Raw genomic sequence first — 15,387 nt, 5'->3', positions numbered from 1 at the left:
TGGATACACTAGCCAGCCCTATCCTGCACTTACGCTGCTACGTCTCTTTTACGGAACACAATCCATGATACCGCCATGAAAATAACATAATACGCAGCCAGGACGGCAATCGCGAACCCCAGCGTCGCTCCCCCGGGACCGGTATCCGACACCACATAATTGCTAAGATTCATATGGGCAAAAATCAGATAGTTCGCCCACTCATACCGGTCAGGGTTGAAGATGGCGATAAAGATATCCTTGGTGAACATGATCGACAGCGACAGGACAATCGCCAGCCCACTGGAACGGAACACGCTGGAGATCATGAAGGCAATGGCTGCTGTCAGGAACAGCTCAATGTAGCTGCACAGAACCAGCATGAAGACATATTCTCCCTGCCCCCAGCCCATCACCATATCCCCCGTAATCCCTGCATCCCGGGAAGAGAAAATGAAGGCGGAGCCATAGCCGAATAGGATCAGCACACCCGTGCTGACAAGGCTGAAGATGACCAGCGAAATATATTTCGAGAGCAGAATCTTGGAGCGGCTCCAAGGGCGGATCAGCAGCAGCTTAATCGTTCCCCAGGTGAATTCGCCCGCTACGGAGTCGGCAGCCACTAAGGCTGTGAAGATGGTATTCAGGAAAAATGCTATGGCTACGGTGGTCCGGAAGCTGTCCCACAACCCGACTACATTACTTCCGTTCGTGGTGAAATGAATTAGCGCCGGAAACAGTGCGCTCATCAGTGCCAGCAGAATCAGCATAATCCATGTCCGCAGACGTCTGAATATTTTGATATTCTCATTATGTATGAGAGAAGCGAACTCACCCAATGCCTTCACCTCCTGTAATTTCCAAGAATTGATCTTCGAGCGAACGGGACAGCGCCTTGATGCTGTAGACCTTAATCCCGGCAGCTACCAGCTTGGCATTGAGCTCGGCAATCTCTTCCCGGCCCGCCTCTACCGCTATTCCGCCTTCCATGATCACGCCTTGGCCGATCTGCGCCAGTGCAGCCTCAGGATTATCTAACTCGAAGAACGTCTGGCTCACCGGTACCGCCGCATCCCCGACGGTCTTAAGCTGCTTCACATCGATCAGGCGGCCGTTCTGGATAATCGCCACACTATCGCACATCAGCTCCATCTCCGACAGCAGGTGACTGGAGACAAACACGGTTGTCCCCTCGGCCCTGCACAGCTCGCGCAGATAATCACGCAGCTCGCGGATACCCTGCGGGTCCAGTCCGTTGGTCGGCTCATCCAGAATCAGCAGCTTCGGCCGGTGCAGCAGAGCCTGGGCCACCCCCAGCCGCTGGCGCATCCCTAAGGAATAGGTCTTGACCCGGTCATTAATCCGCTGGCTGAGGCCGACCAGCTGCACTACTTCATTGATGCGCTCTTTGGTCACGCCGGGCACCATGCGGGCATACTGGCGAAGATTCTGGTATCCGGTAAGGAACTTGTACATTTCGGGATTCTCTACGATGGCCCCCACATTGGCTATGGCCTCTTCAAAATGGTCTTTGATGCTTCGTCCGCAGATCAGGATATCCCCGCGGCTAATGGAGATCAGTCCTACCATCATACGGATGGTAGTGGTCTTACCGGCTCCGTTCGGCCCGAGGAATCCGAAGATTTGCCCGGGTGGAATGTCGAGTGTCAAGTCGCTGATCAGCGTTTTGGAGCCGATCTTTTTGGTGACCCCCATCAGGCTGGCTACGGGCTTCACCACTTCTGCCGTATTCGGCATAACTTCACTTCCTTTCGTCGGTTTGGTGTGAAACGGCTTGTGCTTTAAGATAAGGTATAGTCATAGCAGAACTGAAGAGAAGCTAATGTAGATGTTCAAGCTATTATTAACCTTATCAGTGCATCAACAACCCATTTTCAACCATTTATATATTTTACCACACCTTCCCTTTTCCCTGAAATTAGGAAAGAAATGCAGTGAAAGCCAGTTGAAACGGCTTGGCACAAAATCCCCCTTAAGGGTGAACGGGATAGCTCAATGTGTGCTGTTTTCCGCATACATTCGGGCCATCGCCCTCGTGTGAGCAAATGTAATCGAAAAACCGATTACATTGCGCTGGATGGTGGCGTGTGGACCCAATGTAATCGAAAAACCGATTACATTACGCTGGATGGTGGCGTGTGGACCAAATGTAATCGAAAAACCGATCATAATTCTCGGGTTTGAAGGAGCATGTATCCTCCACCATTCGATGCATACTTTATCACCATCAGACGAGACCCTAATTTCCTGTAACAAAAACCTAAGAGGCCACCTCTTCCATGCGGGAAAGGGGTGGCCTCTTAAATTGACAATGCGCTCCGTCAATGCTGAAGCACATCAATTATGAAATGTAGAACATTTAACCGCCAACACGCGCAAGCTCACGCATATTCGCTTCAAAAGCAGCCATCAGTGCAGCTTCGCCAGTCAGGCCGCTGCTCTCCACCTTACGGATCTGCTCCAGCATCCGTTTGTAATCCTTCGGAATGACACGGGCAAATCTCGGCAGAGCCTCATCCCATGAATCCAGAATCGCCCGGCCCGCATTACTCTCTGTAAGCTCGGTATGGCGGCTGATCATAGCATGCAGCTCAGCGATTTCGTCCGCTTCCTCTACACGCTCCAGCAGCACCATCTCCAGGTTACAGCGTTTGATGAAGGTGTTGTCAGGATCGTATACATAAGCGATACCGCCCGACATTCCTGCTGCAAAGTTACGGCCCGTTGTACCCAGTACAACGACACGGCCGCCAGTCATGTATTCGCAGCCGTGGTCACCCACGCCTTCAACCACTACATTAGCTCCGGAATTGCGGACAGCGAACCGTTCACCGGCAATGCCGCTTACGTAAGCTTCGCCGCCGGTCGCTCCGTACAGCGCCGTATTTCCGATGATGATATTCTCTTCTGCCGCGAAGGTTGCCTTGCGCGAAGGCCGGATAATCAGCTTGCCTCCGGACAGCCCTTTGCCGACATAGTCATTCGAGTCGCCTTCAACGGTAATGGTAATGCCCTTCGGCACGAAAGCGCCCAGACTCTGTCCCGCTGATCCGGTGAAATGCAGCCGGATCGTATCGTCCGGCAATCCGGCTGCGCCGTATTTACGCGTCAGCTCACTGCCGAGAATCGTACCCACGGCACGGTTCACATTCGTGATCGGCAGGGAAGCTTCCACTGCCGCACCGGATTCCAGCGCAGGTGCAGCAATATCCAGCAGATGGGTCATATCCAGGGTCTCTTCCAGACCGTGGTTCTGGAATTTGCTGCGGAAGCGTGTGCTTCCTTCCGGCATAGCCGGAATGTGCAGAAGGCTGCTCAGATCGACGCCCTTCTTCTTCCAATGTGTGGATGCCTTAACAGCATCCAGGCAATCGGTACGGCCGACCATCTCTTCAATCGTCCGGAAGCCCAGCTCTGCCATAATCTCGCGCAGGTCCTGTGCCACGAAGGTCATGAAGTTCACCACATGCTGCGGATCACCCATGAAGTTCTTGCGAAGCTCAGGGTTCTGGGTAGCTACGCCTACCGGACAAGTATCCATCTGGCATACACGCATCATGATACAGCCCACGGCTACCAGCGGTGCAGTAGCGAAGCCGTATTCTTCAGCACCCAGCAGAACGGCTACCGCGAGGTCGCGCCCGCTGAGCATCTTGCCGTCCGTCTCAAGCACGACACGGTCGCGCAGATTGTTCAGCATCAGCGTCTGATGGGTCTCCGCGAGGCCCAGCTCCCAAGGCAGTCCGGCATGACGGATGGAGTTCATTGGCGAAGCGCCGGTACCGCCATCGTAACCGCTGATCAGGATAATATCAGCGCGGCCCTTCGCCACACCTGCGGCGATGGTGCCTACGCCAACCTCAGAGACGAGCTTCACGTTAATACTTGCACGCGGATTGGCATTCTTCAGATCATAGATCAGCTCAGCCAAATCCTCAATGGAATAGATATCATGATGCGGCGGAGGGGAGATCAGTCCCACACCTGCCGTTGAACCACGGACTTCTGCTACCCATGGATAGACCTTGCGGCCCGGAAGCTGTCCGCCTTCACCCGGCTTCGCGCCCTGTGCCATCTTGATCTGAATCTCGTCGGCATTCACCAGATAATTCGAGGTAACGCCGAAGCGCCCCGAAGCGACCTGCTTGATCGCACTGCGGCGGGAATCGCCGTTCGCGTCGGTAAGGAAGCGCGCCGGATCTTCTCCGCCTTCACCGGTATTGCTCTTGCCGCCGATACGGTTCATGGCAATGGCCAGCGTCTCATGCGCTTCCTTGCTGATTGAGCCGAAGGACATGGCACCGGTCTTGAAGCGTTTCATGATCGATTCAGCCGGTTCTACCTCATCCAGCGCTACCGGAGCACCTACGCTCTTGAACTGCAGCATCGAACGCAGTGTCTGGTGCTTCTCGCTTTCGCCCTGAACAAGCGCCGCATACTTCTTGTACATCTCATAATCACCGCTGCGCACGGAGTGCTGAAGCAGATGAATCGTCTGCGGGTTGAACAGATGCTCTTCCCCGTCACTGCGCCACTGGTATTCACCGCCGGAGTCCAGCACCATATCGTTGCCGTCTTTGTCGGTGAAGGCACGGTAATGGCTGGCAAGCGCTTCTTGGGCCACTTCCGCAAGGCCAATCCCGCCGATACGCGAAGGCGTCCAGGTGAAGTAACGGTCTACGAACTCCGAATTCAGCCCTACTGCTTCAAAAATCTGTGCCCCGCGATAGGACTGAATCGTGGAGATTCCCATTTTGGACAGAATTTTGACCACGCTCTTCGTAGCTGCCTTGATATAATTCTTCACAGCCTTCTCATGCGAGATTCCGCGGAGCAGGCCTTGGCTGATCATGTCATCGAGACTCTCGAAGGCCAGGTAAGGATTGACCGCACTTACACCATAACCCAGGAGAAGCGCATAATGATGAACCTCACGCGGTTCGCCGGATTCCAGCAGAATGCTGACCTTGGTGCGGGTTCCCGAGCGGATCAGATGGTGATGCAGGCTGGAAACTGCCAGTAGCGCCGGAATTGCCGCATTCTCGCGGTCTACACCCCGGTCGGACAGAATAAGAATATTATGGCCCTTGCCCATGACGCGGTCTGCCGCCTCATTCATCCGGTCAAGCGCAATTCGCAGTCCCTCTGCCCCCAGCTCGGCCGGGAAGAGAATCGGAATGGACATCGACTTGAAGCCCGCACGGCGGACATGACGGATTTTGGCGAAATCCTCGTTCGAGAGAATCGGAGAATCCAGCGAGATCTGCCGGCAGCTCTCGGGTTCTGCCTTCAGCAGGTTGCGTTCAGGTCCGATCGTAGTCGCTGTGGACGTTACCAGCTCTTCACGGATGGCGTCAATTGGCGGGTTAGTAACCTGAGCGAACATCTGCTTGAAGTAATTGTAGAGACGCTGCGGGCGGTCAGACAGCACCGCCAGCGGTGAATCGTATCCCATGGAGCCGACAGCTTCGGCGCCTGTGGAGGCCATGGGCTCCAGCACCTTGCGCAGATCCTCGAAGGTATAGCCGAAGGACTGCTGCAGCTGCTGCACATTATCATGCTTCGGATTCGGCAGCTCCGGTGCATCCGGGAGCTGATCGAGGCCGATCAGATGCTCATCCAGCCACTCTTGATAAGGCTGCTCGGAGGCGATTTCGGCTTTTACCTCTTCGTCCGAGATAATCCGGCCCTGCTTCGTATCCACGAGCAGCATGCGGCCCGGTCTCAGCCGGTCTTTGTATAGAACATCTTCTGCCGGAATGTCGAGGACACCCGCTTCAGAGGAGAGAATAATCAGATCATCTTTGGTGACATAGTAACGCGCAGGACGCAGGCCGTTGCGGTCGAGGATGGCCCCGATTTGCACACCGTCGGTGAAGCCCATTGCGGCAGGCCCGTCCCACGGTTCCATCAGGGTGCTATGGTATTCATAAAAGGCTTTCTTCTTCTCGTCCATGCTGTCATGATTGCTCCAAGGCTCAGGAACCATCATCATCGCCACATGGGGCAGGGAGCGTCCGCTCAGGTAGAGGAATTCAAAGGTATTATCGAACATGGCTGTATCGGAGCCGTCCGGATTCACCACCGGCTTAACCTTGCTGATGTCTTCTCCGAAGTTCTCGCTCTTGAACAGCGACTGGCGCGCATGCATCCAGTTCACATTGCCGCGAAGGGTGTTAATTTCACCGTTGTGAATCATGAAGCGGTAAGGGTGGGCACGTTCCCAGCTAGGGAAGGTGTTGGTGCTGAAGCGGGAGTGGACCAGCGCAATCGCTGATTCCAGCGTTTCTTCCTGGAGGTCCAGATAGAATTGTCCTACCTGTACAGTAGTAAGCATGCCTTTGTATACGATTTTCTTGCAGGAAAGACTCGGCACATAGAAGGATTCGCCCTCTTCTGCCCCGCCGTAACGGATGGCCAGCTCTGCCCGTTTGCGGATCACATACAGCTTGCGTTCGAAGGACAGATCGTCCTTGATTCCCTCCGAGCGGCCGATAAAGACCTGGCGTACATATGGCTTCGCAGCCTTGGCCGTCTTGCCGAGCATTTCGTCAAAGGTAGGAACATCGCGGTAACCAAGTACCTGCTGGCCCTCTTCCGCGATAATCTCGCTGAGAAGTGCCTCATGGCTGGCCCGGATCTGCTCATTATGAGACAGAAAGATCATGCCCACGCCATAATGGCCCGGCTCCGGAAGCTCAAAGCCCAGCTTCGCGGCTTCTCCCGCAAAGAACCGGTGAGGAATCTGCAGCATAATGCCGGCTCCGTCTCCAGAGTTCGGCTCGCTTCCCTGGCCTCCCCGGTGCTCCATATTGAAGAGCATAGTCAGCGCATTGCTGACAATATCATGGGACGGCTTGCCTTTAATATGCGCGACAAATCCCATGCCGCAAGCATCTTTTTCGAACTGGGGATCATAAAGGCCCTGTTTGCCGGGCAGTTCAGTGTGTCTCATCACATGCAACCTCTCTATTATAAAGTAGACGGAATTCCAGGAAAATTTTTCAGCGGAAAATCTTAATAATTATTCAGGCAGAATTGGTGTTATTATTTTATCATCGAGCTGACATGAGCGCAATTTAAACTTTTTTATGAGCTTGATTAACATTTGCTTTTGCAGTGCAGCTTTAGCGAATAAAAGCGTAAAAAAACTGTCGAATGTATAATTATGCATAAATGACGAATAGACACTTATGCATTGAAAGCGTTTCAATCATTTTCCCGCCCTGAAAACGGCACTTCCTTTAGCTATTTATATTTATGAATAAACCAAAAGCGCCCCCTTAGGAGGCGCTTTTGGTTTATATGATTTACAAAGAATATTGCTGCTTTATACAGTCAAAACTTGTTCACTTTTCAGCACAGCTTCATTGCCGCGGTCACGGGTCATGAAGTAGGTGAAGGTAAGAGCCAGGAATATTATTCCATAAGCACCAAGTGTTCCTGCATCAGCCCACATGGAGCCAAAGTCCCCAGTAGAGATTACTGCCTTGAAGCCTTTGACACTGTAAGTCATCGGCAGCAGCGGATTGAATATCTTCATCCAGTTAGGAATCAGCTCCAGCGGGAAGGTTCCTGCGCTTGTAGTCAGCTGGAAGATCAGAATCAGAATGACTACAAAGCGGCCCGGCTGATCCAGCCAAGTAACAATAGCTTGAATCATCCACATGAAGGCCAAGCTGGTAATGAACGAGAACGCGTAGAACAAGGGTCCGTTCTGTACTTCAAGTCCGAGACCATACAAGACAATCAGGACAGCCAGCAGTGCCTGAAGCACACTCATCATGGAGAACGTAAGGGTACGGCTCATGAACCGGTTGAACCGGCTGGCTCCAATGACTTCGGAATCACGCATAGGGATAACAATCGTACAGATCAGTGCACCCACGAACAATCCGAGGGACAGGAAGTAAGGAGCGAACCCTGTACCGTAGTTAGGCACCTTGTTCACCTTCACTTCTTCAATCTGTACCGGCTGGGCGAACATCGATACCAGTCCGTCGGTCTTGTTCACCGATTTGGTCTGCGCTGCCGCATCGCCCAGCTTGCTTGCCAGCTCACCGGAGCCTGTCTTCAGCTCATCCAGGCCATCCTTCAGCTGCCCTGCTCCGTCACTCAGCTTCTTCGAGCCATCGGCTACCGAGCTAAGACCGCTGCCCAGCTTGCCTGCTCCAGCCAACAGCTTCGTGGTGCCCGCTTCCAGCGCTTTGCCGCCGTCTGCCAGCTTCACGCCGCCCGCTGCAGCTTCGTCCAGCTTCGCGCCGAACTGCTTCATGCCTGCGGTCAGCTTCACGCCGCCGTTCTCCAGTGCGGCTGCTCCGGCGGCCAGCTGATTCTGGCCATCCAGCAGCTGAGTGCTGCCTGCGTAGAGCTTCTGCGCTCCGTCATGCAGCTGGCCTACACCTGCATCCAGCTGCTGTGTACCGCTGTGCAGCTGATTCGCTCCCTGCAGCAGCTGCTCCTGGCCGCTGTTCAAGGCCGCCGCCCCGTTCAGGAGCTGCTGTTGACCCTGATCCAGCTGCGCCGTGCCCGCAGCTACTGCTGCGCTTGCTGCAAGCAGCTTCTGTACCTCAGGGCTTGCTGCCAGCTGAGGATTTGACTTCGCCAGCGCCTGCAGGCCATCTGCTACAGCCTTGGCTCCGGCTGCTGTCTTGGCACTGCCGTCCTTCGAAGCCGTAAGTCCGGCTTCAAGCTTAGCACTGCCCTCGGCGGAGGAAGTTAATCCGGCCGCAAGCTTCGCGCTGCCGTCGACAACCGCCTTCGTACCAGTCTGCAGCTTCTCGGTGCCGGCTACAGCCGACTGTGTTCCAGCCTGCAGCGAAGCTGTTCCGGCTGCCGTCTTCTGCAGCCCGGCATTCAGCTGCTTGCTGCCCGCTGCCGACTGCGTCACACCCTCCTGCAGCTGCTTATGCGCTGCGGATAACTGCTGCAGACCTCCGGCCAGCGTGCTGGTACCGGTTTTGAGTGCGGCTGCTCCGTTATTAAGATCACTCACGCCCTGGGTAAGCGGCGCTACACCATCCAGCAGCTTGCCGGTGCCTTCGGTCAGGACAACCAGATTGTCCTTCAGCTTCAGAGCGCCGTCATCCAGCTTGGTGGCGCCGTCTGCGATCTTGGTTGCACCGTCTCCGGCCTCGCCCAGACCGTCTGCAATTTTGGTGATTTTATCAAACACAGAACTGGTATAAGCTTCCGTAATCTTGGCGGATACCTTGCTCTTGATATCCTTCACTGCCGTGCCGCCGATCTGGCCTGCCAGGAAGTTGTAGCCTTCATTCGGCTCGTAGATAATCTTGGCCGGCTGCGGATCTGCATCCAGCAGTGTAGTTGCCTTGGCCGAGAAGTCTTCCGGCACCACAATCGCCATATAATAGGTATTGTCCTTAAGACCGGCTTCCGCCGTCTCCCGGCTGACGAAATTCCATTTGAACCCGTCCGTCTTCTTCAGCTCCGTGACCAGATCCTCTCCGGCGGTCAGCTTAGTGCCTTCATAATCAGCACCCTTATCCTGGTTGACAACCGCTACCGGAAGCTCGTTCATTTTACCGTAAGGGTCCCAGAATGCCTTCAGGAACAATCCGCTGTACAGAACAGGAATAAATAGAATGGCGAACATGGAAATACGCATCTTGGGATTCTTGAATACCGCACCAAGATCCTTCATAAACACGGATAAAGATTTCATTCTGGTTCTCTCCTTATGATCATATGCTCTCTCTTGAAAAATACGATGACTTGCTTTGAAATGATAGTTTCGTGAATGTTACAGTAACACTGGATGACTGTTTTCCCCATTCGGTCAATCAAGAGCAAAAAAAAATGGGTCTATCCTAATTCAGTACCATCCGTCTCAGCCCATCCATTCCAATCAGGGAAAGCGCAGCAGTGCGAAACGCCATCCCTATACCGGACTTAACTTCTACTGTGACAGCCCCTCTGCCAAAAACAGATGAAAGTAATGCTTAATCTGTTCTTTGGTCAGCGGCACATGTACCTTGCTCAGTTCAGCAGTAAGCGCGATATATAGCCTGAACATTACCACCGACACAATCTGGGGATCGCAGGGTTTGATTTCCCCTTGATGAATGGCCTGCTCCACCTCCCGTTCCAGATATTCAAGCACCACACTCTCGATCTTGTCGAGCCCTTCACCAGCCTGCGGTGTTCCGAAGTCCAGACTCTCCTGGGACAGCTTGATGAATAGCTCGTGTTCGCTTCGAAATTCCAGCAGGGCATCCAGCACACGGTGCAGGTTATCAAAAAACGGCTTATCACGCCTAATCTCCCGCTCGGCGATCATTTTCATCTCGATGATGACATCGCGCAGGATTTCATCAAATAACTGTTCCTTGTTCGTAAAAAAGGTGTAAATCGTCCCTTTGCCGACATTGGCAATCTTGGCGACCTGATCCATCGTTGTTGCTTTATACCCGAATAATGAAAAAGACTTCGTCGCCGCCTGAAGCACCTGCTGCCTTCGATCTACCACAGCCATTCATACACTCCCTTTCCTGAAGGATCGTCTATAACTCCCGTTCTGACCAATTTACTAATCCGGTCACTCGGTCAAGACCAACTTTATCACTTTGCCTATGTCTTTGCAATACTTTTGCTAATTTTTTTTATTTTATTGCAGTGTTTTAACTTTCTATTTACGTCTTATTTGTATAATGTGAGAAAAGAAGCAAAATCCCTAGTATAATATTAGGAGAAGCATGTACACGAGTAACCGCAGACGGACTTATGAAGCTATCTAACAAACCTACCTATAATGGAAAGTTGCAGGTGAACTTATGCGAAAGAAAAGAGTACTGCTGTTTTCGGAAGGCTTCGGCACGGGCCATACAGGGGCAGCCTATGCTCTGGCTGAAGGAATACGACTGCTGAACCCTGATGTTCAGTGCCGGGTCTTCGAGCTCGGAAAATTCCTGAATCCTACGGTCGCTCCTTGGATTCTTTCCGCTTACCGCAAAACTGTCAGCAGCCAGCCGAAGCTGGTCGGCATGATGTATAAGACCCAATATCATAAATCACTGAACCGGTTGACCAAGCTGGCCCTTCACCGGATTTTTTATACCCATGCCTCTCAGGTCATTGAGCAGCTGCGGCCGGATCTGATTATCTGCACTCATCCGATTCCTGCTGCGGTCATCTCCAGATTGAAGCGCCAGGGTCTTGATGTGCCGTTCTATACGCTGATTACCGATTATGATGCCCACGGTAGCTGGGTGAATGCGGAAGCCAACCGGTATCTGGTATCGACCTCAAGGGTCAAATCCATTCTTACAGGACGCGGCGTACCCTCCGAGCTGGTGACGGTGACCGGGATTCCCGTGCATCCGAAATTCTGGGAGTCCCAGGGCAAGACCAAGCTGCGCAAAGAGCTGGGGCTTGCTGATATCCCGACTGCGCTTATTATGGGCGGCGGCTGGGGCCTGATGTTCGGCAAGGATATAATGAACTCGCTCACCGCCCGGATCGATGAGATTCAGCTTATTTTCTGTATGGGCAGCAACGACAAGGCTATAGCCAAAATGCAATCCAATCCCCTGCTGAACCATCCCAACGTAAGGATTCTCGGTTACAGCAGCGAGATCAACAAGCTCATGGATGCCTCAGATCTGCTGATCACGAAGCCCGGCGGAATGACCTGCACCGAGGGTCAGGCCAAGGGTATTCCGATGCTGTTCTACAACGCCATCCCCGGTCAGGAAGAGAAGAACAGCCAGTATTTCGTCGAGCTGGGGCTGGCCGAGATGCTGGAGCCGGGCGTCGTGGACAAATGGTTCTCCATGCTCCTGAGCGAATATGCCGGATTCGGAGGACCGAAGAAGCGCAAGACCTCTCCGGACCTCCAGCAGCCGCAGCACTGCGCCGCCACCATTCTTAAGATGCTGGGCAAGCCAGCTGCGGAAGCCGTCTTCTCCGAGGCGTGGAGCGCCCCTCCGCCCAAGGTACGGGGAGAAGAAGCCGTCTATGTCACCCCTTAAGCGGGTGACCCTCCCCGAACTGTAAAGAGCCTCCAATCCAACAGTACGCTTGGATTTGGAGGCTCTTTGTGCGGAGCTGACAAGATATAGCAGCCAGCGATATCCCCGGGTATGCCTGCTTCAGCCGTTAACACCATATGGCCGTAACAGAATAGACGTATAGCGTCTGAAATTCAGCGGGTCTTTTATTTATAAAAGGTATGATTGCCGATGGTCTTGGCAAGTGTCCGTGAATGATGCACGGTAAGGTCCTGTGCCAGCGTCAGCGACAGGAAAAAATACGTATCATCCGTAACTTCTTTGACCCCCATAAGCGCTGCGTTCACAGCCTTAATACTGTCCGCATTTGGCTTCACGCGTTTAAGACGCCCGTTGGCCACAGGACTGAACTGCCTTTTCTGATAGATGACTTCTCTGATAGTGTCGGGAAAATTGGCTGACCGCAGCCGGTTTAGAACAACGTTGGCAACTGCCACCTTGCCCTTGTACGGTTCGCCTTCTGCCTCTGCCATGACGATTTTTTGCAGCAGATGCAGGTCTTCTCCGGATACGGCGTAGCTCCAGGTAGCTTCAGCTTGCTGCTCCTTGGGTAGTAGCTTGGTCCGGGAGAAGAACAATGTTGCGGGGGGATGTTGCTGAGTTACAGTCTTGCTTGATTTCACACTCTTCGTCCCCGTTGCCGCGATTTTGGGCGCTTGCGCCACTGGCGGCGATGCTTTCACCACAGTTACCTTAGGCTTAGTCACAATGGAAGCCGGCTTAGCCGCATTCTTGTGCTGCAGCTTCTCGGGACTTATCCATCCTGCACTTACCGTGCGGGTCCAGGTATGGACCGGCTTGGCAGCTGTGGTGTAGAGCATGGGTGTATTATTGTCGGCTGAATGGCTTGTCCTGTGCAGGACGGATGCGGCTTGCGGAATAAGCTGCTCTACCGGTTGATGGCTTGCAGACTTCAGCTTACCCATTTCTATTACATTCTCCCCGGTAGCAGCAGTTCCTTCGGGGTTCATCAAACTTATCGCTGAGAAAGACACTAGGATTACACCAACCAGCAGCGCAATATAGCGGCTCTGTTTGAAAATCAACATGTTTTACCTCCTATTTTACGGCACATTCCTATTGTATGTAACCGAAAATGGAAGCTTTGAAAACTTTCTTGTCGATTTTATAGTTAGAAAAATGTAAATTTTTCAGTCATTTCATACATAGGAATGGCATGCATCCTGGTAGCATACACCACAAAAGCATCTACCGTCCAGCCTATGTCTGGAAGTAATTGGTCCGAAGGCTGCTTCTCCGTCCGTAAATTTTCCAGCCGCGTAAGCGTAAACGGATCTTCTCCGCGATATTTGCGGGCCACAGTCAAATGGGGATTGTACGTTCGCATCTCTGGAGTATATCCTAGGGGAAGGGTCGCTGAAACCACCTTTTGCTGCAGCTCCAAGAGCGGCTCCAATTCGCCGGAAACCCCCGCCCAGAGCACTCTTGGCGAGTCCGGAAGACCGAAGGTGCCCCATTCACCGAGCTTCAATTGAAAGCCTTTACTTGAGCGCGCTACCTTCCATAGTGCCTCATAGAGAGCTGGAATAGATTCCCTGGGGGTATCTCCAAGAAATTGAAGCGTAATATGGAAATCTTTGAAATGTGTCCATCTCGCAAATTTAAGTCCGGACGACACATGGGCAGACTCATTCTTCAAATATTCAAGCAGCCTATCAGGCAACGGCACCGCAACGAACAGGCGCTCTGCTTCTTGCTCCGGGTCCCAATGGTTCATGCGAATTTCACCTTTCCAGGCAGATTTGTTATGCTTATCTATACTTATCGTCCATTTCTCTACTGAAATGTAGAACAGGAGGGAACCATCATGACTAAATCCATCGTTTGTATGCAGCCGCTCTCCTCTGCTCAGCAGGAGCTGATCCGCGCCGCTGCACCAGAGTACACACTTACCCTGGGGGATTCCAGAAACCCTGATCTGGAGCTGCTCTCCGGCGCAGAGATTATTATCGGCTGGGGCAAAGGCATCCGTGACACCGTGCTGCGCCAGGGCTCACCGCTCCGCTGGGTACAAGCCTGGTCCGCCGGAGTAGAGAAGCTTCCGCTGGAAGCCCTGGAGGAACGCGAAATTCAGCTGACGAACGCCAGCGGCGTGCATGCGGAACCGATTACTGCCGTCATCCTCAGCTTCATGCTGATGTTCACACGTAATATGCATACGGCCATCCGTAATCAGCAGAACCGCCGCTGGCACTCGGACGGGCAGGAGAGCGAGCTGACCGGTAAGACGATCGTCATCGCCGGAACGGGTGCGATCGGCAGCGAGACCGCCAGAATCGCCCAAGCCTTCCGGATGAAGACAATCGGGGTCAGCCGCTCCGGCCGGCCGGTGGAGTGCTTTGACGAGATCTTCACTACCGGGGAGCTGAAGGACTCCGTCCGCGAAGCGGACTTCGTGGTCAACACGCTGCCGCTCACCGACGAAACCCACGGCCTGTTCGATGCTGAAATCTTCTCCGCCTGCAAGCAGGGGGCATACTATATTAATATTGGCCGCGGCGTGACCACTCATACGGATGACCTGATCGCTGCACTGAACAGCGGCCAGCTGGCCGGAGCGGGCCTGGATGTCTTCGAGACCGAACCGCTGCCGGAGGACCACCCGCTATGGGACATGGAGCAGGTCATCATCACCCCTCACTGTGCCGGGGTAACCGACCGCTATGCCGACCGGGTAGTCTATATCTTCGTGCAGAACATGAAAGCCTACCTGGATACCGGCAAGCCTTCGCGCAATCTGGTGGACTATAGCCGTCAGTATTAGGCTGGTTCCGCGGAGGGGGCGCTGCCGGACTGGTGCGCTGGCGGGCTGTGTCTTGGCGCGTTGGCTCACATTTTAGAGTTTTAACGTTCCCCTGCCGCCAAATGTTGCACATATTGCAACTCGGGTATCGCCAATTTAGGCTATTCGAGCGGAATGTTGCATGAAATGCAGGAATTGTCTCCCTCATCTGCCAACTGGAGAAGAATTGCTGACATTTGTGCAACAATCTCTCATTCACCTCATATTGATCAGGTAAATGTTGCAAATTGTGCAGGATTCCAAGCGGACTCATTAGCACCAGCACCAGCACTAGCACCAACACCAGCATCAGCACCACATGTCGATAAATGCTCAGCTCGTTCAACTCTTTCAACTAATTTCAGCAATTCAGCGATTCAGTTCATTCAATGATTCGGCGATTCACGAATTCACGCATAATAAAGAGCCTCTGCTGAACTAAGCAGAGGCTCTTTATATACTTCCATCCCTAAATAGATTGAACTTGAAATTTCCTCATTAGGGAGCAGTGGCGGAAGAGAAGTTTGGAACTGTAGGAGCGACAGCGTCCGCCTT

9 protein-coding genes are annotated in these 15,387 nt (G+C 53.2%); 2 read left to right on the top strand and 7 right to left on the bottom strand.

Going from position 1 to position 15,387, the window contains the following annotated elements; all coding sequences use genetic code 11:
• Window positions 1-29: 29 nt before the first annotated feature.
• From MKX63_RS17835 to MKX63_RS17815, 5 genes are all read right to left on the bottom strand, one after another.
• Complete coding sequence (locus tag MKX63_RS17835) at window positions 30-827, bottom strand: ABC transporter permease (RefSeq protein ID WP_445323523.1); 798 nt, start codon at window positions 825-827, stop codon at window positions 30-32.
• Window positions 811-1,737, bottom strand: a complete 927-nt coding sequence (locus tag MKX63_RS17830; RefSeq protein ID WP_341018979.1) for an ABC transporter ATP-binding protein — start codon at window positions 1,735-1,737, stop codon at window positions 811-813. Before MKX63_RS17830 ends, MKX63_RS17835 begins: the two co-directional genes overlap by 17 nt.
• Before the next feature lie 622 nt (window positions 1,738-2,359).
• On the bottom strand, window positions 2,360-6,955 hold the full coding sequence (gltB, locus tag MKX63_RS17825) for a glutamate synthase large subunit (RefSeq protein ID WP_341018977.1): 4,596 nt from the start codon (window positions 6,953-6,955) through the stop codon (window positions 2,360-2,362).
• 375 nt (window positions 6,956-7,330) lie between these two features.
• On the bottom strand, window positions 7,331-9,685 hold the full coding sequence (locus MKX63_RS17820; RefSeq protein ID WP_341018975.1) for a YhgE/Pip domain-containing protein: 2,355 nt from the start codon (window positions 9,683-9,685) through the stop codon (window positions 7,331-7,333).
• Window positions 9,686-9,919: 234 nt separating this feature from the next.
• Window positions 9,920-10,495 carry a TetR/AcrR family transcriptional regulator gene (locus MKX63_RS17815; RefSeq protein ID WP_341018973.1) on the bottom strand — a complete coding sequence of 192 codons (576 nt, stop codon included), beginning with the start codon at window positions 10,493-10,495 and terminating at the stop codon, window positions 9,920-9,922.
• A 298-nt stretch (window positions 10,496-10,793) separates the two neighbouring features.
• Between MKX63_RS17815 and MKX63_RS17810 the strand changes: the two genes are divergently transcribed.
• Window positions 10,794-11,990, top strand: coding sequence for an MGDG synthase family glycosyltransferase (locus tag MKX63_RS17810; RefSeq protein ID WP_341018971.1), 1,197 nt, complete (start codon window positions 10,794-10,796; stop codon window positions 11,988-11,990).
• A 185-nt stretch (window positions 11,991-12,175) separates the two neighbouring features.
• On the opposite strand, the gene MKX63_RS17805 is transcribed toward MKX63_RS17810, so the two are convergent.
• Window positions 12,176-13,078, bottom strand: a complete 903-nt coding sequence (locus MKX63_RS17805) for a cell wall hydrolase (protein WP_341018969.1) — start codon at window positions 13,076-13,078, stop codon at window positions 12,176-12,178.
• A gap of 83 nt (window positions 13,079-13,161) precedes the next feature.
• Window positions 13,162-13,767: an RNA 2',3'-cyclic phosphodiesterase gene (thpR, locus tag MKX63_RS17800; RefSeq protein ID WP_341018967.1), complete on the bottom strand. Its 606-nt coding sequence runs from the start codon at window positions 13,765-13,767 to the stop codon at window positions 13,162-13,164.
• 90 nt (window positions 13,768-13,857) lie between these two features.
• On the opposite strand from thpR, the gene MKX63_RS17795 reads away from it, so the two are divergent.
• Window positions 13,858-14,814, top strand: coding sequence for a D-2-hydroxyacid dehydrogenase (locus tag MKX63_RS17795; protein ID WP_341018963.1), 957 nt, complete (start codon window positions 13,858-13,860; stop codon window positions 14,812-14,814).
• The last annotated feature ends 573 nt before the right edge of the window (window positions 14,815-15,387 follow it).

Source organism: Paenibacillus sp. FSL R7-0179, from assembly GCF_038002265.1.
Taxonomy (GTDB): domain Bacteria; phylum Bacillota; class Bacilli; order Paenibacillales; family Paenibacillaceae; genus Paenibacillus_AQ.
This window is presented reverse-complemented; position numbering and strand designations above follow the sequence as displayed.